This window comes from Paenibacillus barcinonensis (assembly GCF_003217495.1).
Taxonomy (GTDB): Bacteria; Bacillota; Bacilli; order Paenibacillales; family Paenibacillaceae; genus Paenibacillus; species Paenibacillus barcinonensis.
This window is the reverse complement of sequence record NZ_QJSW01000021.1, coordinates 70,303-91,966: the sequence shown is the minus strand read 5'-3', so window position 1 is coordinate 91,966 and position 21,664 is coordinate 70,303. Positions and strand designations below refer to the sequence as shown.

Sequence of the window (21,664 nt, the reverse complement as noted above, 5' to 3'; positions counted from 1 at the left end):
CGAAATTTTTTCTTTGGACACATCTAAACCGATGAATTTTGTGGTAGACTGCATAGTGATAGCTCTCCTTTGCTGTGTAGCTCTGAAATGGTGGTATTGACACTTTCCATTTTAACCTACGATGCTCAGCAATATGTGGGGGCTATCCTTGTTTACGTTCATCATAGCTAGATTTCAAATGTTCCCCATTCAGGGCAAATAAGCTCCATGGGGATCGTTAGCATTCCCTCTCGACTTGAGCAGTCTACCAAGGCTGGAATTCTTGCCCCATTACAGCGACAGCGCTCTTTAGCGATTATGGACCGTTGATCGGCTTAATGAAGTTTCTTTAGTTCAATTATATAACTAAAGCCTGATCATCGGTGTACTCCTATCTCTAGGCCAGCTTTTGTCCGCAGTTTGGACAGAAATTGGCTCCTTCATTTTTTGCGCCACAGTTCGGGCAGAAGTTTGGCTTTTTGCCATCACCGCTGGAAGGCTGAGACGACCCCGCATTGCTATTTTGTTGTTGGCCTTGATTTTGGCTGCTTTGGTTTGCATGATTCGAGCCTTGATTGTTCTGGTTCATGTTTTTCAGCATTTCATTCGCCATGTTCATACCCATCATCATGCCCGCCATATCCGATGCCGCACCGCCGCCCTGCACTTTACCGGATGAGATGCCATCGGTCATGCTCACCTGCTGGTATTTCTGCAGATTGCCGATCATTTCATGCGAGGCTGTTTTGGTGATCATATCCTGAATCTCCTGCGGATAATTAAAGCTCATCACCTGGAAGCCGGTAATGCCAATCCCGATATCCATCATCTGCATATCCAGGTCTTCCTGAATACCGCGTGCAATATCTGAAGCATTCGCTTGCAGATTAAACATATCCTTGCCTTCACGGCTGATCCACTTCATCAGCAGCTGATCCAGCACGGATGTAATGCGGATTTTGACGTCCTCCACCAGATAGCTCTGTTTGATGCCCGCCACTTTATCAATCAGCGTCACATAGTCGCTCACCTTGAAGTTAAACGTCCCGTTCGCCCGAATTGGCATACCGCCCGGAAGCTGTGGTGTCGGAATTAACACCGGACTTTGCGTGCCCCAGCGTACGGTGAACTCTTTGGTGTTTACAAACAACACCTCAACCCGCATACCACTGTTAAACCCGAATTTGAAACCTTTCAGCGTAGACAGAAACGGAATAATCTCCGAATCAATATTGAACGAACCTTCATCTTCGAAAATGCCCTCCACCTTGCCGTTATTCAGAAAGATCGCATCCTGCCCTGCGCGAATAATCAGCTTACTGCCCTTCTTGATCTCACGATTGCTCCACTTCCAGAAGATCATATCATCTCTGAATTCTTCCCACTCCACCACGTTGGAAAACTGATTTCTGAAAAATCCCATACTCAATCCCATCCCTTCAATTTAGAAAGACCGGCTGCTGCCGCTGTGTGAATGTCCACCCGCGGTTGTACCTCCACCGCCGCCTCCACCGTTGTTGTTGCTCTTTTCAATTTTGGTCTTCGTGACTGTTGTGCGAATATACCGATCCTGACGATCAACGACATGAGAGTTACTTGAATCCTCGTAGGTTGAGCGGTTCACCGTCACACGTCCGCCGGAGCGGTACATCATCACTCCAACAACACCGCCCCCAATGGCTAAGGATGCAGCCACTTGAAACCATGTTTTAAATAGAATATTATCGGGATTCACTCCAGGCTTTAGATCCAAATATTCATAAGACAAATTTAGAAACTTTTCAAAAGCCATGCGATAATTACCATCTGTCAACTCCGAGGCAATTTTAGCTGTAATTTTAGCTGCCCGACTATTATCAACGTACTCCTCACCCTTATAGAAACCCGCTACGTACATTTTCCGATGATACATATCCAGTGTCAAAATCACCGTATTGCCGTGCGGCTTGTCATATCCCGGTGCCCGATTATCATAAAATTCCTCAGTCAGCAGCTTGTCGCTTTTCTGCTCCTCGTTGTTGGTCGTATAGATGATCAGGTCCGTCTGCCGCTCCGCCGAATACTGATTCGCCAGTGCATTCAATTCATTTCTGTCCTGCTCACTGAGCAGGCCCGCCTCATCAAAGATGAGGTTTTTGTTCTCCGCTGCGGATGCCGATGACATCGGCAAGATCGGAGCGAATAGCGTCACTATAAGTGCAATAAGCACAGTTATGGCAGCCAGAGGCCTTTTTTTCATCACAGGAATCCGCCTCCCATCATCCAGGACACCAGCTTCAGCGATATTAACGACACCGCAGAGACACCCGTGAACCATCCGGCTACTTTGGCTTTGCTAATCGGCGGCTTACCCACCACTTTACCCGTTTGTCCATTCATGGCAAAGGTATACTGTTTTCGATTGTAATTATAGTTGACCATCCATACAGGCAACAGCACGTAATCTGCATGTTTCATCGTTGTATCAATCTGTTTATCCGTATAGCTCACACTGGTGTACCCCGAGACGGTAGACGCAATGTATGAATCAATATAGGATCTCGTTTTGTCCTTGGCTCGCGGAAGCAGCTCATCTTCGGTATAACTGTATTTTTCCGCAATGTATCCCGCCAGATACGGGGTTTTAAACAATTTCAGCTCACTGTATGGAAAGGGCTCCAGCTTATCCATTAGCTCATCATTCATTTTCTCGGACGCATCTATAGGCAGATTCACATATTCCAACCGAATTTTACGATAAATATCAAAATGCTGTGTCTCTGTATAATGGTAATCCCCTTGGGTATAGGATCGTACCTTGGTGCCTTGAGCATGGACTTCAACCCGGTTATGTAAATCATACAGCCAGAACGGCACGTAGATGCCCGTAATGCTCTGAATTCGATCTGCGGTCATGAAGCCGCCGGGTGTGAGCAGACCGTTTTTGCACCATTTTTTGAATGCCTGCTTCGCTTGCTCCTTGTTGATGGAAAAAGGAACCACCATCGCCGGGGCCAGCTTGCCCGTCAGCCGATCACTGAGAACTACAGCCGCTCCGCAGAAGCTGCATGTCGTTGCACTCGTCTCCGGTTCGGTAACAATATCTGCTCCGCAGCTGTTGCAGTGGTATTCCTTCACCTCATCCTCCGTGAATACCTGTCGCTTCATCGGATCGGGGAGCTGTTCAATATTGTCCTCTCTTCCGCAGCTCGGGCAAGACAATGCACCGGATACACTGTCAAAGATCATGCCACTGCCGCAATTTGGACATTTATACTCTACTACCGGCATCTGCTCACCTCCATGTCAAACTTGGTGTTAATTCATAAGGTGTATCACTACACTATAAAAATAAAACTATGTTTACACCGATCACTCCGATGACAGAATAACCTTCCAATCACTGTTATCCCCAGATTTTTTTGATTCCCTTTTCTCAAAGGGAAAATCCGGTGGACAGCGTATGCTTCCGATGCAGCTTTCTTACAGAAAGCTTTCAGGCGACCGCTTCGCTTTTTCAGGTTTTTTCTGTCCTCTCCGTTTTTGTGTAAATAAACGATTCAATCTTTATGAAATAGCGATACTCGGAAGCATCCCAAGATTTTATTTTCGAAATATACTTTTCCCACCTTACTTTTGCAGCTTCTCCTGAATCGCTGCCAGCTCCTCGTCTGCGCTCGGAGTCCGTTGCTCACTCTGCTTATTACCCGAATCTGCGTTCATATCCCGCTCCAGCTGTGCAATAAGCTCGTCGAGATCGTCCTCCTGCGTGCCCGCGCGAAGCTCAGCCAATGCTTCCGCTTCATTCAGAGCCTGATTCGCTTGATCCTCCATCGCTTTAAACGCGGATTCTGCACGGCTCGCAGACACATTCCGTTCATTTAACTGCTGCTGTGCCTTGGCATCTGCCATTCGACCTTTCAGCTCGGCATGTCTCGATTCCAGCTTTTCCAGATCGGCAACGAGCTTGTCGTTCATATGTTTCATCATCTGTGCTTTAGCCGATGCCCGGTCGTAGGCGGCCTGCAGCTCGTTGCGTTTATCCGCCAGCTTCACCTTTTTCTCCAGAAAACTGCGTGCCTTGTCTACATCACCCGACTCGGCGGATTTCTCCGCATAACGCTGCAGCTTGTTCACCTCAGCCTGGCACTCATCCAGTGCCCGCTTTGCCCGATTTTCATCCGACAGCACCGCCGCCGTCTCTGCCTTCACCTGTCCCAAGTCACTGCTCAGACTGCGCATAACCTCATTCACGGTCTTCTCCGGGTCCTCGGCCCGGCTAAGCATGTGGTTCACGTTTGCTTTCATCACGTCTCTAAACCTCGATAAGATTCCCATTACTCGTTCCTCCTTCGGGTGTGTTCATATGTATACTATAATACATGAATAGGAAGGCATACGTTTCATTTTTCATACGATTACACATCGTCGTTGTCCCATTTTCGAACAGAATGTTCCCCTACCACGCACTCTACGACTAAGGCTATGTCTCCTCGGGCAAACGCTCCACCGCTGTGAAAAATACATCCAGCAGCTCCACCCCATATGTCGTCCGAACATATTCAGTGATCACCGCCACATCCTCCTCCTGCTGATATTCCAGACATGGACGTCCTTCACTCCACAGCACTCTGCACGGGAAACGCTCCACCACACTCTGGATAATCTGATCAGGATCAGCTGCTTTATGAATATTCGGCATATCTCCCCCACCCCTTCTCTTTATTCATTCTCTTGCGTCTTCAAACTCGACTTTAGCGCAATCACTCGAACATGACTCCTTCCGAATGCTTTAATTTTGAAAAAGATCTCCCCTCCCTTCAGTGCAGTTCATCACATCGCTCCAAGGATGCCTTTCTTCTTCAAGTTAGCTATAATAAAGGGATCAATGAATCTATAAAAGGCAGGAAAACTATGCGTACACGAGTTCACTTCATTGCTCCTTACGAGTCGATGATTCCTATTATACAAGACTGTATTCCCCGCTATCCTCAGTTAGCCATTCAAACCGATGTGGGTGACTTGGCAAAGGGGGTAGAGCTGGCCATTCAGGCCGAAAAAAATGGTGCCGAGATTATTATCAGCCGCGGCGGAACCGCGCAACTTATTAAACAGGCGGTGACCGTACCGGTCATTGATGTGCAGCTGTCCGGCTATGATATGATCCGTTCCCTCACACTCGCAAGTCAGTTCAACGGACATACCGCGATCGTGGGTTTCTCCAATATTACATCGGGCGCACAGTCTATTATCGACCTGATGGACCTGCCGCTCAAAGTGTATACCATCCACAGCTCGGAGGAGGTTGCCCGGCTGCTGCTGGAGCTGAAGGCGTCCGGCTATCAGCAGATTGTGGGTGACGTCATCACCGTGAGTACGGCAAAGGCCTACGGTCTGGAAGGTTTATTGATCCAATCGGGTACAGAATCCATTCTCAGAGCTATGGAGGATGCACAGCTGGTCTACCGGTATTTGAGCAAAAATCAGACGGTATCCGTCATTCTGAATAAACTCGTTACCCAAGAGCATCCAAACCTGCTCATTATGGGTGAACAGAATGAAGTGGTGCTGGAGAACCTGACCGATTTTGACCGCAATCCGCTCACCGAGAATCATCTGTATCTGATCAATACAAGCCTGGAGTTTCACAAGTCCAGAATTCAGAATGTGTTTATGGTGGATGATTATCAATTGACCGTTCACGCTTACGAAACTACGCTGGATAACAAGAGCTACAAGGTGTACCTGCTGGAAAAGGGAGAGCCTTACGCCTTTGCACAATTTGGCATCACCACCTTTACCGATTCCTCGATGGAACCCATCGTTGCCGAATCACCTGCCATGCAGGCGATAGTCAAGAACATTCACGCACTATATACACATCGCGAACCGATATACCTATTGGGTGAAGCCGATTCGGGTAAATCCTTTCTGGTCAAGCATATGCATCAGATGCACTCTGGCGGCGGACTTCTGCTACAGATTGATCTATCTCAAGTCCCTTCAGGCCATTTGCACAAAATCCCTCTGTCCAAGGTGAAAACGGTGGAGTTAAATCAGATCGAGTCACGTCTGCATGATCCCGAGCTGCTGACCTTCATCCAGACGTGTCTACAGAATAGCATCGGTCTGTTTATTCTCAGTGAGCACACTCCTGATCCGAACTGGACGCTCAAGTTAGAGCTAAACATGCTCATCATGCCAGGACTTGCTGACCGGGCCGAGGATCTTGAGCCCTTGATGCAGCATTTCCTGACCGGGTATTATCACCAATACGGCACGACAGCTGTACGAATCAAGGAGGATGCGCTTCAGTTGATCCGTGATCAGGCTGCACATATGAACGTCAATCAGCTGAAACATCTGATCAAACAAGCCGCGCTGAACGAACCGGATTATGTCATTACAAGCGAAACCTTAACTCGTCTGCTGAATCAACAGTCTGCGGTCAGTGCGGGTGCGATGAAGCTGGATGGCACGCTGAAAGAGATCGAAAAAGAAATCATTCAGCTCGTGCTGCAAGAGGAACATAACAATCAATCTAAAGCCGCTGAGCGTCTGGGGATTAATCGGGCCACATTATGGCGTAAACTTAAAGATTAACTTTAAGTTTACGTCTTTTTTATGGTCTTTTTTCATATTTGGGGATCGTGCATTCGTGATGGACTTTTGAATTTTCGGATGACAACTCTTCTCGCCTCTCATCTAGAAATCTTACACAGATAATGTGTTGCATTTTTAAACAATTTAGATAATGTTTTAAATTTACAATAATTTATTGTTGCTAAATTAAACAACATGCGATAACATAATGCCTGCAAGCGCTTCAAGAAAACGATTACTTCATAAGGAGCTACGACTATGAACATTAAAGCTACTCTTGATCGCATCCCTGGCGGTATGATGGTTGTTCCCCTGTTGCTTGGTGCAACGATCAATACATTTTTCCCGAATGCTCTGCGCATCGGCGGTTTTACAGAGGCACTCTTTGTGAATAGCGCCAGCACACTCATTGCACTATTCCTGTTGATCGCGGGTACACAGATTACGTTCAAAACAGCCGGCTCCTCTGTCGGCAAGGGCTTGACCCTGCTTACGTTCAAATGGGCCATCGGTGCAGGCCTTGGTTTTATCGCGATTTTATTTGCCGACTCGAGCGGCTTGTTTCTAGGTCTTGCCCCGCTGGCAATTATCGCAGCCATGACCAACTCCAACGGCGGTCTGTACATTGCCCTCGCGGGTCAATACGGCAAAGAAGATGACAAAGCCGCCTATCCCTTCCTTGCACTCAGTGACGGGCCGTTTCTCACAATGGTAGCGCTCTCGATCTTTGGTGCCATGGGCTTCGCAAACGGCATGTTCTCTCCGATGTCCTTTGTTGCGGTATTGCTTCCGCTGATTGTTGGTGTCATTATTGGTAATCTGGATCGTAATATGGCCGAGTGGCTGCAAAAGGGCAGTGACAAGCTTGTTCCGTTCTTTGCCTTTGCGCTCGGTATGGGGATTAACTTCTCCTCCATTGTTCAAGGTGGACTCGGTGGAATACTGCTTGGTGTACTGACCGTGCTTCTGACGGGTGGTGTTGGATACCTGCTCTTCAAAGCCATCGGCTGGAATCCAATTGTCGGAGCTTCCGAAGGCTCCACAGCGGGTAATGCGGTGGGTACACCAGCCGCGATTGTGGCTGCTAACGCTTCTTTTGGTCCCATTGCGGAGATTGCTACAGTACAAATCGCAGCAAGTGTTGTGACTACGGCGATTCTGTTGCCGATCTTTATTGGCTTCCTCTCTAAACGACTGGAGAAATCAGGCGGTGTCGCCAAATATAATGAACGACCGACCACATAAACGTAGACGTGAGACTGAGTAATTTCATTTTTGGAATTTTCACCATAAAAGTTGGACTATTTATTTTCACCATAACGGAGAGGACAGAAAAACCCGGAAAAGCGAAGTGATCCGTGTAAACACCTTTGATTCAATTTATAGAGGTAACGTAACAAATGAAATAATAAGGAGGGGGATAACTGCATGAAACTGGCCATTATTGCAGATGATTTGACCGGAGCCAATGACAGCGGGGTGCAGCTTGCCCGCCACGGCTTGAAGACAAGTGTTTTATTTAATATGGACGAGGCCTCACTGGCATCTTATGATACCGTTGTTTTTGATACAGACAGCCGCTCCATCTCGGCGGAGGAAGCTTATGATCGCGTATATCGTGCAGCCAAGCTGTTGACGGATAACGGATTTGATACACTTTTCAAAAAAATGGACTCCACCATGCGCGGCAATATCGGCATCGAGATTGATGCAGTTTATGATGTTGTACAGCCTGACTTTATGATGATTGCCCCGGGTTATCCCAAAAATCATCGCACCATTCTCGACGGGATTCATTACCTGAATGGTGCACCGCTTGCGGAGACAGAGATTGCGTTTGATCCCAAGACACCCGTAACCACCTCCCACCTGCCGGAACTGCTCAGACAGCAGACAAAATACAATGTGGGGGAGATTAGTGTGGCAGATCTGGAAGCCGGGCCAGAGCAGGTACAAGCCAAACTGAACCAGATGAAACACAACCAGATTCCTTATGTGCTGGTAGATTCCACCGAGGAACGACACTTGGAACTGATTTTGCAGATGACACGAGACATGCCGTATACGTTTGCCTGGGCAGGCTCGGCAGGAATTGCGAATTATCTGCCAGCTCACTATGAGCTCGAATCCAAGTATGCAGCACTAACAATCCCGCCGAATTCAGGACCGATCCTGACTGTCGTCGGCAGTGTAAACAAAAACTCTCGTGAGCAGTTATATCAATTGCTGCGTCAGTCCCGGATCGCCTCGGTATCCTTCCACTCGTTCAAGGCTGTATCGGCAGATGCAGACCGGGCAGAGGAATTGGAGCGTGTCTATGACGAGGTCAGAACCAAAGCGCTGGAAGGTCAAAATGTTGTACTCTACTCCACCGCTGAATCCATTGATATTGAGCTGGCACGGGCCACGGGTGAGAATCGGGGATTGAACCACACCGAAGTGAGCAACGAAATTGTTCGCGCGATCGGTGAAATCTGTGCCCGACTGCTGGAGGAAGGATTGTTCAAGGGGGTATCCATGACAGGTGGCGATACCGCCAAGCAAATCTGTCTGAAATGGAATATTAGCGGCTTCGAGCTACTGGACGAGCTTGAAATCGGCGTGCCGATCTCCAGATTTATGGGCATTGAAGATTTATATGTAATTACCAAAGCAGGCGGATTCGGCAAACCGGATGTCTTTATCCGTGCGATTCAAAAATTAAAAGGAGGCGTTCACGCATGAAACCCACAGTAGGCATTACGATGGGGGATGCCGCAGGCATCGGACCCGAGATTATTATGAAGGCACTGGGACATCGAGAGGTGTACGATCAGTGCAATCCGCTTGTGATTGGTGACGCCAAAATATTGGAACGTGTGTTGCCCGTTATCGGTTCCACGTTGAAGGTGCATGCAATCCAGGAGCCTTCGGAAGCGAAATATGCATTCGGCACTGTGGACGTCATCGACCTGAACCTGGTGTCTGCCGATCTGGAGTACGGTAAAGTATCTGCTGCTGCTGGCGACGCGGCCTTCCAATTTCTTGCGAGAGCCATTGATCTGGCGAAAAAGAAACAGATTCACTCGATCTGCACCGCACCACTCAACAAGGAAGCTCTGCATATGGGAGGCCATTTGTATCCGGGTCATACGGAGATTTTGGCAGACCTGACGGACACCGAGGACTTCTCCATGATGCTGACCACGCCGAATCTGCGCGTCATTCACCTGACGACCCACATGGGTCTGATTGATGCCATTGCGAGCATTAACCCGGAAAGAACCTATACCGTTGTAAAGCTGGCTCATGATACGTTGAAAAAAGCAGGCTTTGACAATCCACGCGTCGCGGTATGCGGGATTAATCCCCATGCCGGAGAGAACGGCTTGTTCGGCAACGGGGAAGAAGAAGAGAAGCTGCAGCCCGGCATTGAGCGTGCGCAGCAGGAAGGCATTAACGTCGTGGGTCCACTCCCGGCGGACACACTCTTCTTCCGCGCTGGACGCGGCGATTTTGATATCGTCGTTGCCTGCTACCATGACCAAGGCCATGCACCAATCAAGGTGATGGGTATCGAGGAAGGCGTGAACATCACCGTTGGCTTGAAAGGCGGCATCATCCGCACATCCGTTGACCACGGTACTGCCTTCGATATCGCAGGCAAAAACATTGCCGATGATAAAAGCATGCTCGCTGCCATTCGCTCAGCCATTGAGCTTGCGCCGAAGGACTTGGTGTAAGCAGAGCAGCATTTCGACCTATAGATATGAAGAAACAAAGGCAAATCTGCTTCGGTGAGCGGGTTTGCCTTTGTTATTTTGGGTGGTATCCCTTCAAATAGATGTAAGGGCCGCGGCTGCTCACCTGTATTTCTGCTTTTTCCTCATAGCGATTTTTCTCTTTTTTCGTGGTAATGCCCGCTGACGCCTCTTTCCCCCTCGCAACGAGCGGAGCTTGAGCTTGCGGTTCCTGAGGCTGTTCCGTTTCGCTATGATTCTTGTTGGCCTTAGGGACTGTACGGGTGCAACGGGAGACACGATGCCCGTACCGGATACGGCATCAGTTTGTGCAGGGACAGGCTCGTTCATGACGGATTCGAGCAACCCGTAATGAATTAGGCGAATGCCAAGAGCCTGAATGGTTCTGCTGACTGCGAGATTGCCAAATACGGCCAACTCGGACTCCCGTTGGCTGGTTAATTTGGACATCGCTTGTAATGGCTCGTCTACATATCCGGGGTGACACATGATTTCAGTCGAACCCTGTGGCAGATTATGAAGATAACCAAGTAGCTTCTGTAACCCATTCTCCGCTTCATAGGTGTCCAGCAAAACCTGATCCACAGTTGTCGGCAGCAAGGCTGGATCTCCACTCCAATGATGTGGCTGCTGGAGTCGTCGCATCGGGATATTTTCTTTGATAGCTAACTGTGCCATAGCTTTGTATACGTCGGGAAAAACCTGATGCAAATGATGATGCGCGTCAAGGTGAGTTGGGTACAGACCTGAAGCAATGAATCGCTCCCACTGAGCCAGCAATTCAATCTCAATCTCGCGCAGTTCTCTGCTACCCGTCTCGCTAATCGGATGAAAACAGCCGTCCTTCTGAACGAGAGACGGAACATGCCTCACATCTGATACAGGTCGACCGTAGGTCAGATTAAAATGCAGGCCCACCCCAAGTTCCGAATGCAGGCGTGCCAGCCTTATGGCATCTGAGAAGCCGGGCATGTTCACCATTAACGTTGTGCTGCTGATTCCTCCAGCCTGGTATGCCTCAACAATCCCTTGGTTCACGCCCGGAGACAGACCGAAATCATCAGCATTGATGATTAAATGTTTCATGACGTGATCGCTCCGTTCTCTTACCTGTTTCCTCTATTGAATGCCAAAGAGCGGCGGATGGATTGAGGCACATGCCTTTTATATTTTTTGTGAACCACGTCCCATCCCGATGTATCTCTTTGTTCAAACAGATTCCGTCGGCTGCTGCCCTACAAACACGATCTCACGCTCATCCTGTGCGGGTCTGCTGCGGCGATACGCACTTGGTGACATCCCATTCTGCTTATTAAATATGCGATTGAACTGCGAAAAGCTGGTGAAGCCGCACTGGGCGGCAATCTCCGTAATTTTCTCACTTGTATGCAGCAGCAGTTGCTGAGCGTTACGAATCCGGGTCATTTGCACGTACTCTGTGAACGTAAAACCTGTTACCTTGTTGAACTGACGCGATAGATGATGAGCACTTACATAAAAGCGTCTGGACACCTCATCCAGCGACAGCTCCTGCTGATAATGGCTGTGAATATACGATGCAATGGCATACATCCGCCGCGACATGGACGAGCCTGTTTCCTCACGGACATAGGCGTTCTCTGCCGCATAGCGATGCAGACCACATAGAAACTCAACAAATTTATGATGTATAGCCACTGATTGAATAGGTGACGGCTGCTGTGATATCGTGAAAATATCGTTAATTGGCGCGAGAATTTCCTTCCGACGCTCCTCCGAGAAGCGGAAAATGGGTACTTCCGCATTAAATATCGTAAACAGCTCGCTGTAATCGTTCTCAAGTCCGGGCAAACTGCGAGGCATAGCAAAGTCGATCATTAACCGTTTAGGCGGAATGCCCTTCGGATACTGGGTTTTATGCAGCAATGCTGGTCGCAACAGCACGATATCATCAGGCTGTATCTCGTACAAACTGCCTTCAATAATATGGGCGGCGCTGCGGTCCAGCAGAATGCAAATTTCATAAAAATCGTGAAAATGCTGAAACTCCATATTCAGATCATGCGAGCGCTCATCGTAATCCAGATGATAGAACAACGCATCACCCGGCTGGTTCACATGGATCGCATATCCCTTCTCATACGACAGAACCGATGTTGTCATGGATATGCCTCCTTTCTTGATCATGCCTGACTTTATTTTAGCATGAAATGCAATAAAAATACGGCATTTTCAGCATACATTACGTAGTTTGCAGCACTCGGGGTTTGATATGATGGAGCTAAATGTCAGCGTTTTCAATTTTATTTTATACACAGATGACCATCGCAACTTGACTTACTGTTCTACTTACTAAATACCAAGGTGGGGAAACCAATATGAAATCTAACTCCTTGTCCACTCGAATCCATACGATTGTTAAACATTTGGAAAGTGCGCGCTTGACTTCCAAAACGTATATACCGGAGCTTTACCATAAAGAGAGCGGTTACCACTCGTGGGACCTCGTGCATGAGGACCCTTCATCATGGAACGTGTTCCGCAAGGGAGATGGATGGGGTGGCAAAGATGTACACGCCTGCTTCAAAACGCGCATCCGCATTCCAGACCATCTCGAAGGCAAAAAAGTCGTATGTGCCATCGTGACCGGTGCGACAGACATCTGGAACTACGACAACCCGCAGTTTCTGGCGTTCCTGAACGGAGAGCTGATCTGCGGCCTGGATGTGAATCATACCGAGATTGACCTGACTCCTGCTGCCGTCAAAGGCGAAGAGTTTGAGCTGGCGCTCTATGCTTATTGCAGCACATCTGCTGCTGATGTTTTCCTTAACGTATACATTGCGGAGCAGCATCAAGCCGTTTCCGATTTGTACTATGACATCAAGGCTGCGCTGGACGCCGCAGACCTGCTGCGCGAGGATGATCTGGAGCGCCTCAAGCTGGTTGAACAACTGAACAAGGCAGTGAACCTGCTCGATTTGCGTCAGGAGAACAGCGCAGCGTTCCATGCATCCGTGCTGGAAGCACGCGAGTATTTGCAAAGCCATGTCTATGGTGAGACTCGCCCTGCGGCTGATCATATCCCGACCGTTCACTGTATTGGTCATACCCATATCGACGTGGCCTGGCTGTGGACGCTGGATCAGACACGGGAGAAGGTCATTCGCAGCTTCGCGAGTGTGCTCTATCTAATGGACAAATTCCCGGAGTATACGTTCATGTCCTCCCAGCCCCAGCTCTATGCATACCTGAAAGCAGACTTCCCTTCGTTATATGAGAAAATCAAAGAAAAGGTCGCCGAGGGTCGCTGGGAAGCGGAAGGATCCATGTGGCTGGAGGCCGATTGCAATCTGATCTCGGGTGAATCCATGATCCGCCAGATTATCTACGGCAAACGTTTCTTCAAGGAAGAATTCGGCGTAGAGAACCGTGTGCTCTGGTTGCCGGATGTGTTCGGTTATAGCGCAGCAATGCCGCAGATTATGCGCAAGAGCGGAATCGACTATTTTATGACAACCAAAATTGCCTGGAATGATACCAACCAGATTCCTAACGACACGATGTACTGGAGAGGCATCGACGGCTCCGAGGTGCTGACACATTTCATTACGGCCAAAGACTATATTCCACACCCGGAATTCGGAAATCACCGTTTCGAGACAACATACAACGGACGTTTCAATGCTTCCCAGATAAAGGGTACATGGCAGCGATATCAGAACAAAACCATCAACACTGATGTATTGCAATGCTTCGGATTCGGAGATGGCGGCGGCGGGCCAACGGAAGAAATGCTTGAGCACGGCAGACGGCTGGAAAAAGGACTACCTGGCGTGCCAGCGGTGAAACGCACCTTTGTACGTGAATTTTTTGAAAAGCTGGAACAAAATCTGGATGGAGTCCGTTCGGTTCCGCGCTGGTCGGGAGAGCTGTATCTGGAGTACCATCGTGGTACGTACACGTCTATGGCTCGCAACAAGCGCTATAACCGTCACAGTGAATTTGCGCTGGCGGATGCAGAGCTGTTCTCCATGATTCAACGTCAAGCGGATGCACAGGCTGTATATCCGACAGATGCCTTGGAGCATGCCTGGAAGCTGACGATGCTAAACCAGTTCCATGATATTTTGCCGGGCAGCTCGATTGAGCAGGTATATGTGGACTCACAGGAACAATATGAAGAGGTGCTACGTGTCACAGAAGAGCTTCAAAATAGCGCGCTGAACGGTATTGTGAGCCAGATTACGTCAGATGGCGAAGCAATTGCTGTGTTTAACACGACCGGCTTTGCACGGACAGACGTGGTGGAGCTGCCTTCCTTTACGAGAAAAGTAACGGTATATGATGGTGAACGTCCTGTACCAAGCCAATACACACCCGAGAGTGGCCTTGTGTTCCTCGCTGAGAACGTGCCTGCTGCCGGGTATAAAACATTCCGCATCATACCGGATGCCTCTGCAGAGCTTAACGCAGGTATAACGGTTGCACAATGGGATTCAGAGCAGCGCTCCATCGAAACCCCTTGGTATGATATTCGCCTGAATGACCGTGCTGAGTTTGTATCCGTATGGGACAAGCTGGAGGGACGCGAGCTGCTGCAAGCAGGCGAGCGCGGCAATGTGCTGCAGGTATTTGAGGATCGTCCGGCGGAGTACGAGGCATGGAACATTGACGATTATTTTGAACAGCATATGTGGGAAGTCAACGACCTGCAATCCATGGAATGGCTCGAAATTGGACCAGTACGCTCTGTGCTTCAAGTGAAAAGACAGTTCCTGGACTCTGTCGTTGAACAAACGATCATCTTCTACGCACATACACGGCGAATTGATTTCCGTACCTTTGTAGACTGGAAACAGGAGCATCTGCTGCTCAAAGTTGCGTTCCCGCTTGATATCTGGAGTGAAAAAGCCGTCTATGAAATTCAGTATGGTAACGTGGAACGTGCTACACACCGCAACACCAGCTGGGATCAGGCACGGTTTGAGGTCTGTGGTCAGAAGTGGGCCGATCTCGCCGAGAGCGGATATGGCGCTGCATTGCTCAATGACTGTAAGTACGGGTATGACATTCACAATTCCGTGATGCGTCTGTCCCTGATCAAAAGTGCGACGTATCCGAACGAAAATGCCGACAAAGAGCAGCATGTCTTCACCTACTCGCTCTATCCGCATCAGGGAGATTTCCGTGAGGGACGTGTCATTCAGGCCGCATATGATCTGAATCGTCCGCTGGTCGGCCTGGAGGTTGGCTCGCAAACGGGTACACTGCCAGGTACATGGTCGCTTGCTTCTGTAGATCAGGAGAATGTGGTGCTGGAGGTTATTAAAAAAGCCGAGGACAACGATGATATGATCATCCGTGTGTATGAAGCCCATGGCCGCCGTAGCCGTGCCTCCTTGCAATTGCCTGAGGAAGCAGCTTCAACAGCGTACGCATGTGATCTGATGGAGAACATCGAAGCAGCATGTAACGTGCAGCATGGACGTATTGCTTTTGACATCAAGCCATATGAGATTCTGACGTTCCGCATTCCGCGTTCAAGCCACTGACCGATGCCAGAGCTAAAACAACGAAACGAATAACTCAACAGCAATAGTAGAAATAACAACAACTAGAAAAGGGCTGCTTCCTGTCATTACGACATGGAAACAACCCTTCTTTACATTAATTTAGCTAAAGTCCATCCAAAAGAATTGAGAGATAGCCAGACCTGCCCCAATGACATTGGCCACAACAAAAAACCACGTTGTCGCTCTCGGGCTAATTCGTTCCCCTGTCCATAAACTCCAGGCTGTTATTGCGTTGACCACAACCATAATGATTAGCGCAAGCCACCAATTCGCTGCCAAAACTCATCGTCCTCTCCCGCACCAACGTATCAATATTCCTCGTACTCGCTCGGGTCCTGATTCCACAAGCGTCCATCCGGGCGGTTAAACGTGGCCAAAATCTGCATCTCTGCTGCACTCAGCTCGAAATCAAAAAGTTCAATATTCTCCTGCTGATGCTGCAGCGAGCCTGCTTTGGGAATAGGAATGGAGCCGAGCTCTACATGCCAGCGCAGAATAATCTGTGTTGGCGTTTTGCCATGTGTCTCTGCGATCCGAAGAATGTCCTCCTGCTTCAAAATATTCTGCACCGCATCATTGCCCCTTCCAATCGGACTCCATGATTCGTTGACAATGCCATGCTTCGCATCCTGCTGCCGCTGATTCGTCTGATCGAAGAACGGATGCACCTCAATCTGGTTCAGGCTCGGCGCCACGCCCGTCTCCTGAATCAGCCGTTCATTATGCTCCGGCAGGAAGTTGCTGACACCGATGGAGCGGATATATCCACGTTTTCTCGCTTCGATTAAAGCCTGCCACGCCTCAACATACTTATCCTGCTTGGGATTTGGCCAGTGGATCAGATACAGATCGTAATAGTCCAGATCGGCTCTGTACAGCGACTCCTGAATCGCGACCAAGGCTTTATCATAGGCATGATATCGTCCGGGCAGCTTGGAGGTAATGAGAAGCTCCTCTCTAGCAATAGAGCTATGTTTAATGGCTCTGCCGACGGTGGCCTCATTTTCATAGTTATACGCTGTATCAATCAAGCGATACCCTGCTTCCAGTGCAGATGCAATGGATTGCACGCCAGCCTCACCTTTCAGACTGTACGTACCAAATCCAATGGCAGGTACTTTCAGACCATCATTCAATGTGTACTCCGGGATATGATTCATTCGAGAGCTCTCCTTTGTATCAGGTCGTATCATTCTTCCTGAATAAGATGGGAAAAGTTGGACCGTTCTCTCGTTATTCTACTCCTGCACACAAGCCTGAATCAATGCAAACTACGCTCCAGCCCGGACAACGTTCTGTGAAAACAGAATTACTGGGCTTTTCCCATTAATAGGTCTGTAATAATGTCCAGCTGTTTCTCAATCGCGATAGCGTCACTTGGCAGGAATTGATCAAAATCAATGGAGTACACCTGCCCCGATTTTCCTGCTGGCGAGGCATCAATAAGCTTCTGCATATCCTTGAGCTTGTCCTCCGCTCCCTTGTTTACCGCCAGGAACAAACGATCACCGATATATTCGGGAATGACCTCGCTCGAGATTTCCCACGTATCGCCATGGATGACATCCGAATCCACTTTCGCAGCTGGCTTCAGACCAAGGTATTTGTATAAAATATTGCCTCCCATGTTGGTATCCCCGTATACAAAAAGGGCATCTGGACGCACGTTCAATATAGAGAACGTTTCGTTAGCTTCCACATAAGGTTTGATTTTTTCCTTATATTCAGCGATTTTAGCTGTGAAATTGGCTTTCCATTGCTCCGCCTCTTCTTGTTTTCCAAGAATATCACCAAACATCTCTACATCTTTGACCGGATCATTATTCTGCTCGACCACAATCGTTGGCGCAATCTGCTTCAGCGCATCATATCCACCCTCTACAGCTTCGGCAAACGCAGCCGTGGTTACGATCAAGTCCGGCTCCAGCGCCAGAATTTTCTCTGCATCTGGCGGAACGCCAACATCCGTAATCCCCGTCTTGTCGCTGATATGTGGATTATCCAGAATATATGTCGTTGTGCCCACCGGCTTCACGCCAAGTGCCATCAGCTCCCCCAGATGAAAGAAACTGACAACCCGCTGTGGATGCACAGGAATTTCCGACTGACCTTTCAGGTGTGTGTAGGTCCGAGTTTCTGCAGCTGTGCTGTCTGACACTACCGTTGTTGCAGTAGAACTGGTTGGCTCTTGAGCATTGGTTCCTCCAGGTGTTGTGCTTGCCTGACAAGCGCTCAGAATCAATGATGTGCACAGTACCATCATGGCTCCAAAGGCCGGTCTTGGAAATTGAAACATGGATGTATCCCCTTCCTGACTACATTGATAATAAGACTCATTCTCATTATGAGAATGCACGGAGGTGGAGACAATAGACGATTCTAATCCGTGTAATGGATTATTCTGAACTCGAGCGTGAGTGATCTTCCGATGTTCCGTGCGAAATTGTAGCGGGGAACGACCGGTATACTTTTTAAACAACCGACTGAAATAATATACATCTGCATAACCCACCTGGCTTGCAATATCCTGTACTTTGGCATTTGACTTCAGAAGCAATTTCCTCGCGCGCTGAACACGCACGTGAATCAAATATTCAATCGGCCCAAGCCGCATCTGATTTCGAAATAAACGAGACAAATAACTGGTACTGCAATCATACCTACCTGCCAGCTTCTCTACTGTAATCGGTTCACTATAGTGTACCTGTATATATTGAATCACTTCGGCTACGATATTGTATCGGCTTCTTTCTGTATGGGTGAGCCGTTGTGTTCGTTGTCTAAGAATCTCATGCACAAAAGGCAAAAAGTACGACTGGCCCTGCAGCTTGTCCAACGGTTCGCCCCCAGCCCATAAGCGTTCCATCGCTTCACATTTCTCCTGAATCGGCAGCAACGCATAAGGTGAGAACCCATAAGACAGAGCCAGACTCTTACGCTCCTCGGATGATGCTGGAACAGCTGAATAGAAGACCAGATAACCGTCCCACATCTCATGGTGATCCAGCGCATCAAAGCTCAGCCCTGTACCCTCACCACCATGCAAAATATACGGTGAGCGGCAATGATACACCTCATCTGCCATCCTGATCCTCACCTCTCCTCGCGTAAGAACGAAGAAACAGCCGATATGTGCATTCAAAGTAAACTCCGGCTCCGACCCGGACTGCGAATCGAACTGCTCCCCCACAACCTCACCATTACCCTGCCCCTGCTCACGGTAGGCCCGAATCCTTTGCAGGCGAACAGCCGCATGGCTCCATTGCTCGATATGGGCGTCCCAGTCCACTAACATCTCCATCAAACCTTCCCCCTGCCTGTATCCTTCCCTCATGACCCTTACCGCTTCTTTTTCTAGTCCTACGTCCCTTAAACACGCCTATTATATCACAGACAAAAAGCCATCAACCTTGGAGGTTCATGGCTCTAATCCATCTGGTGCTTGCGGACGCAGCATTAATATTCGCGAACATATTCCTTTTCATGGGTCTCCTTGAGCTGCACAATGTCATGACCCGTTGGATTCTGGAAGGCCCGCAGCCCAAACGTTGGTGCCACCGCGAAGATATGGTCAAAAATATCTGCCTGTACATTCTCGTACACACCCCAGTTGGTATCGTTACTGAATGCGTAGATTTCGAGAGGCAATCCGCGATCTTCAGGGGCCAGCTGTCTCACAATCATGGTCATGTCCTTATTGATCTTCGGATGATGTCTCAGATACTGATGGATATATTCACGGAACACACCGATGTTGGTGAGCTGTCTGCCGTTGACATTACTCTCCCTGTTCACTTGACGCTCTGTGTTATAGGCCTCAATTTCCTTTAATTTGGATGTGACATAGTCCGATAAATAGTGAATTTTCTCAAACTCGGCCACCATCTCTTCATTGCAAAAACGGATACTGCTGATATCAATAAAAATGCTTCGCTTGATTCTTCTGCCGCCTGACAACTGCATGCCCCGCCAGTTGCGGAACGAGTCCGAAATAAGCGCATAACTCGGAATCATCGTAATGGTCTTGTCAAAGTTCATGACCTTCACCGTGTTCAGGGTAATGTCGATAACATCGCCATCGGCATTATACTTAGGCATCTCAATCCAGTCGCCCACACGCACCATATCATTGGATGACAGCTGCACGCCCGCAACCAGACCCAGAATTGAGTCCTTGAAGATTAGCATCAGTACCGCTGATAACGCGCCCAGTCCACTAAGAATAATGAACGGATTCTGTCCAATCAGACTGGAGATGACGATAATGCCACCGATGATAAACAGGACTATTTTGGCTACCTGAATGTAGCTCTTAATTGGGCGAATTTTGGACACTTCATAGGTACGATAAATATCGTCAAACACATTAAGCAGTGCATTCAGCACCGTTATCATGATGACAATCATGTAGGTCATTGCCGCTTTTTCAATCAAAGCCTGATAGGACGGAAAGATATACGCGGAATAATAAATAATGATAGCCGGTACAAGATGTGACAGCTTCTGGAACAGCTTTTTCTGAACAACAATGTGTCCCCATTTGAAGCGGTTGTGGCTCACAATCCGATGCACCGTCTTCAGCACGATTTGTTTGGCGATATAGTTGGCAATAATCGAGATTAACGCGATCAGTACAACCATAATTACATTGGAAAGATACCCGATTGAGGGCTCGCTCATGCCAAGCTCTTCTAGCTGGTTTCTGATAAAGTCCATGTTCTCCTCCTGACGCAGTCCAGTTTAGCCTATTATTATAAAGTAGATTGCTGTACGAAGTAAAATTTCAGCAGAATTGCCCGGTCACACGGATGGGCTAATGTGCATAGGCTGGGGTTAACGAGTGAACCCGAATCTTGTGCATTGGAGATGTGAACATTGAATCAATCCAAAGGTAAGACGAAAACCACCAAAACACAGCAGGTACCGATGAAAAATCATTCCCCCGTCAGCTTTGTAACCGAGCTGCCGCCCGTCCGTGGACAGGTGCGGACATCTGCTCTTGCCTCCACCCCGAGAGCCAAGTCTATGTCTGTGGTCAAGGATGCCCCCTCCGCCATCCAAACCTGTGTGGATCGTGCGTTTCGCATTCCGATCTTCCTGAGTACAACTAACACGGTGAACGATGTGCAGGGGCAATTTTTGAACCGACTCGTGCTGGAGATTGAAGATGCGCTGTTATTCCCGCGCACACTGCCTGTAAGTGAACAATACCCGGAAAATATTCTGACGAATATCCGGCGGCTTGTATTTTCCAGCTATGGTCTGCTTGCTATCAATTTCCGCAGATTTTATGTCGAGATTCTTCGGTCCAATGTAGGTGACCCGCCAACGACGACGCCGTTCTGGGAAGGCTCCACCTTTTCGCAGATTGAACCTGCTATGGCATTCCAGTTCGGTATCCCGATCCTGTTAGTCCGAGAGACGGGAACCGATGTCAGCAACGGCATCTGGGCAGGAGGAATTACCCCGCTTAACATATTCGTTGATTGGGACTCTGACAACCAGTCCGTTGATGAATTTTTTAACAGTGTGCAATGGAGAGAGGTCTTTGCCAACTGGACGGCTGAGGTTAGAGGCAATTATCTGCTGCGGACAGAGCCCATGTTCAATAACCAGTAAGCACGGAGTACTGAGGTGAATCAAACACTGGAGATAAAAGAAGCGGCGAAGCAGCGACATAACGGGCTTCGTCCTTTTGTCGTGCTTCATCTGGTTATGCTTAGGTTTGATGCATTGCGTCCATGTCTGCAAGTTTCTATAATGGCTTTAAACAATGAACTATAGACGATGAAAGTGACTCGTCAACGA

At 48.6% G+C, this 21,664-nt stretch carries 18 protein-coding genes; 7 read left to right on the top strand and 11 right to left on the bottom strand.

Going from position 1 to position 21,664, the window contains the following annotated elements; translation table 11 throughout:
- Window positions 1-376: 376 nt before the first annotated feature.
- From DFQ00_RS23350 to DFQ00_RS23330, 5 genes are all read right to left on the bottom strand, one after another.
- Window positions 377-1,402, bottom strand: coding sequence for an SPFH domain-containing protein (locus tag DFQ00_RS23350; protein WP_110898873.1), 1,026 nt, complete (start codon window positions 1,400-1,402; stop codon window positions 377-379).
- Between the two features lie 21 nt (window positions 1,403-1,423).
- A complete protein-coding gene (locus DFQ00_RS23345; protein WP_110898872.1) occupies window positions 1,424-2,218 on the bottom strand; it encodes a TPM domain-containing protein in 795 nt (264 codons plus the stop codon).
- Window positions 2,218-3,249: a TFIIB-type zinc ribbon-containing protein gene (locus DFQ00_RS23340; protein ID WP_110898871.1), complete on the bottom strand. Its 1,032-nt coding sequence runs from the start codon at window positions 3,247-3,249 to the stop codon at window positions 2,218-2,220. Before DFQ00_RS23340 ends, DFQ00_RS23345 begins: the two co-directional genes overlap by 1 nt.
- A 339-nt stretch (window positions 3,250-3,588) precedes the next feature.
- Window positions 3,589-4,296, bottom strand: a complete 708-nt coding sequence (locus tag DFQ00_RS23335; RefSeq protein ID WP_110898870.1) for a PspA/IM30 family protein — start codon at window positions 4,294-4,296, stop codon at window positions 3,589-3,591.
- 145 nt (window positions 4,297-4,441) lie between these two features.
- A complete protein-coding gene (locus DFQ00_RS23330) occupies window positions 4,442-4,660 on the bottom strand; it encodes a hypothetical protein (protein WP_110898869.1) in 219 nt (72 codons plus the stop codon).
- Between the two features lie 212 nt (window positions 4,661-4,872).
- On the opposite strand from DFQ00_RS23330, the gene DFQ00_RS23325 reads away from it, so the two are divergent.
- From DFQ00_RS23325 to pdxA, 4 genes are all read left to right on the top strand, one after another.
- Window positions 4,873-6,561 (top strand): PrpR N-terminal domain-containing protein, encoded by a 1,689-nt coding sequence (locus DFQ00_RS23325; RefSeq protein WP_110898868.1) that lies wholly within the window; start codon window positions 4,873-4,875, stop codon window positions 6,559-6,561.
- A 258-nt stretch (window positions 6,562-6,819) separates the two neighbouring features.
- Window positions 6,820-7,806 (top strand): 2-keto-3-deoxygluconate permease, encoded by a 987-nt coding sequence (locus DFQ00_RS23320; protein ID WP_110898867.1) that lies wholly within the window; start codon window positions 6,820-6,822, stop codon window positions 7,804-7,806.
- A gap of 183 nt (window positions 7,807-7,989) precedes the next feature.
- Complete coding sequence (locus tag DFQ00_RS23315) at window positions 7,990-9,285, top strand: four-carbon acid sugar kinase family protein (protein WP_110898866.1); 1,296 nt, start codon at window positions 7,990-7,992, stop codon at window positions 9,283-9,285.
- Complete coding sequence (gene pdxA / locus DFQ00_RS23310) at window positions 9,282-10,283, top strand: 4-hydroxythreonine-4-phosphate dehydrogenase PdxA (RefSeq protein WP_110898865.1); 1,002 nt, start codon at window positions 9,282-9,284, stop codon at window positions 10,281-10,283. Before DFQ00_RS23315 ends, pdxA begins: the two co-directional genes overlap by 4 nt.
- Window positions 10,284-10,403: 120 nt before the next feature.
- Here pdxA and DFQ00_RS23305 read toward each other — a convergent pair whose 3' ends face one another.
- Window positions 10,404-11,387, bottom strand: a complete 984-nt coding sequence (locus DFQ00_RS23305; RefSeq protein WP_110898864.1) for a carbohydrate deacetylase — start codon at window positions 11,385-11,387, stop codon at window positions 10,404-10,406.
- Between the two features lie 123 nt (window positions 11,388-11,510).
- Complete coding sequence (locus DFQ00_RS23300) at window positions 11,511-12,443, bottom strand: AraC family transcriptional regulator (RefSeq protein WP_110898863.1); 933 nt, start codon at window positions 12,441-12,443, stop codon at window positions 11,511-11,513.
- 215 nt (window positions 12,444-12,658) lie between these two features.
- Here DFQ00_RS23300 and DFQ00_RS23295 point away from each other — a divergent pair, with 215 nt between their 5' ends.
- Entirely contained in the window at window positions 12,659-15,835 is a 3,177-nt protein-coding gene (locus DFQ00_RS23295; RefSeq protein ID WP_110898862.1) for an alpha-mannosidase, read from the top strand.
- A 120-nt stretch (window positions 15,836-15,955) separates the two neighbouring features.
- On the opposite strand, the gene DFQ00_RS23290 is transcribed toward DFQ00_RS23295, so the two are convergent.
- From DFQ00_RS23290 to DFQ00_RS23275, 4 genes are all read right to left on the bottom strand, one after another.
- Window positions 15,956-16,135, bottom strand: coding sequence for a hypothetical protein (locus tag DFQ00_RS23290; protein WP_110898861.1), 180 nt, complete (start codon window positions 16,133-16,135; stop codon window positions 15,956-15,958).
- 29 nt (window positions 16,136-16,164) lie between these two features.
- On the bottom strand, window positions 16,165-17,016 hold the full coding sequence (locus DFQ00_RS23285; protein ID WP_110898860.1) for an aldo/keto reductase: 852 nt from the start codon (window positions 17,014-17,016) through the stop codon (window positions 16,165-16,167).
- Between the two features lie 149 nt (window positions 17,017-17,165).
- The gene (locus DFQ00_RS23280; protein WP_167433813.1) at window positions 17,166-19,157 is read right to left on the bottom strand and encodes an AraC family transcriptional regulator; all 1,992 of its coding nucleotides are present in this window, start codon (window positions 19,155-19,157) and stop codon (window positions 17,166-17,168) included.
- A 155-nt stretch (window positions 19,158-19,312) separates the two neighbouring features.
- The gene (locus DFQ00_RS23275; RefSeq protein ID WP_110898858.1) at window positions 19,313-20,572 is read right to left on the bottom strand and encodes a mechanosensitive ion channel family protein; all 1,260 of its coding nucleotides are present in this window, start codon (window positions 20,570-20,572) and stop codon (window positions 19,313-19,315) included.
- A 309-nt stretch (window positions 20,573-20,881) separates the two neighbouring features.
- Between DFQ00_RS23275 and DFQ00_RS23270 the strand changes: the two genes are divergently transcribed.
- Together DFQ00_RS23270 and DFQ00_RS29295 are read left to right on the top strand one after the other, a co-directional pair.
- On the top strand, window positions 20,882-21,475 hold the full coding sequence (locus tag DFQ00_RS23270; protein ID WP_110898880.1) for a hypothetical protein: 594 nt from the start codon (window positions 20,882-20,884) through the stop codon (window positions 21,473-21,475).
- 15 nt (window positions 21,476-21,490) lie between these two features.
- On the top strand, window positions 21,491-21,640 hold the full coding sequence (locus tag DFQ00_RS29295; RefSeq protein ID WP_167433812.1) for a hypothetical protein: 150 nt from the start codon (window positions 21,491-21,493) through the stop codon (window positions 21,638-21,640).
- Window positions 21,641-21,664: the final 24 nt, after the last annotated feature.

Coding starts and splice junctions, on each gene's coding strand:
- DFQ00_RS23305 (WP_110898864.1), bottom strand. CDS start 11,387: ATGAAACATTTAATCATCAATGCTGATGATTTCGGTCTGTCTCCGGGC.
- DFQ00_RS23320 (WP_110898867.1), top strand. CDS start 6,820: ATGAACATTAAAGCTACTCTTGATCGCATCCCTGGCGGTATGATGGTT.
- DFQ00_RS23280 (WP_167433813.1), bottom strand. CDS start 19,157: ATGGAGATGTTAGTGGACTGGGACGCCCATATCGAGCAATGGAGCCAT.
- DFQ00_RS23295 (WP_110898862.1), top strand. CDS start 12,659: ATGAAATCTAACTCCTTGTCCACTCGAATCCATACGATTGTTAAACAT.
- pdxA (WP_110898865.1), top strand. CDS start 9,282: ATGAAACCCACAGTAGGCATTACGATGGGGGATGCCGCAGGCATCGGA.
- DFQ00_RS23275 (WP_110898858.1), bottom strand. CDS start 20,572: ATGGACTTTATCAGAAACCAGCTAGAAGAGCTTGGCATGAGCGAGCCC.
- DFQ00_RS23325 (WP_110898868.1), top strand. CDS start 4,873: ATGCGTACACGAGTTCACTTCATTGCTCCTTACGAGTCGATGATTCCT.
- DFQ00_RS23345 (WP_110898872.1), bottom strand. CDS start 2,218: ATGAAAAAAAGGCCTCTGGCTGCCATAACTGTGCTTATTGCACTTATA.
- DFQ00_RS23340 (WP_110898871.1), bottom strand. CDS start 3,249: ATGCCGGTAGTAGAGTATAAATGTCCAAATTGCGGCAGTGGCATGATC.
- DFQ00_RS23285 (WP_110898860.1), bottom strand. CDS start 17,016: ATGAATCATATCCCGGAGTACACATTGAATGATGGTCTGAAAGTACCT.
- DFQ00_RS23315 (WP_110898866.1), top strand. CDS start 7,990: ATGAAACTGGCCATTATTGCAGATGATTTGACCGGAGCCAATGACAGC.
- DFQ00_RS23350 (WP_110898873.1), bottom strand. CDS start 1,402: ATGGGATTTTTCAGAAATCAGTTTTCCAACGTGGTGGAGTGGGAAGAA.
- DFQ00_RS23300 (WP_110898863.1), bottom strand. CDS start 12,443: ATGACAACATCGGTTCTGTCGTATGAGAAGGGATATGCGATCCATGTG.
- DFQ00_RS23335 (WP_110898870.1), bottom strand. CDS start 4,296: ATGGGAATCTTATCGAGGTTTAGAGACGTGATGAAAGCAAACGTGAAC.
- DFQ00_RS23330 (WP_110898869.1), bottom strand. CDS start 4,660: ATGCCGAATATTCATAAAGCAGCTGATCCTGATCAGATTATCCAGAGT.
- DFQ00_RS23270 (WP_110898880.1), top strand. CDS start 20,882: ATGTCTGTGGTCAAGGATGCCCCCTCCGCCATCCAAACCTGTGTGGAT.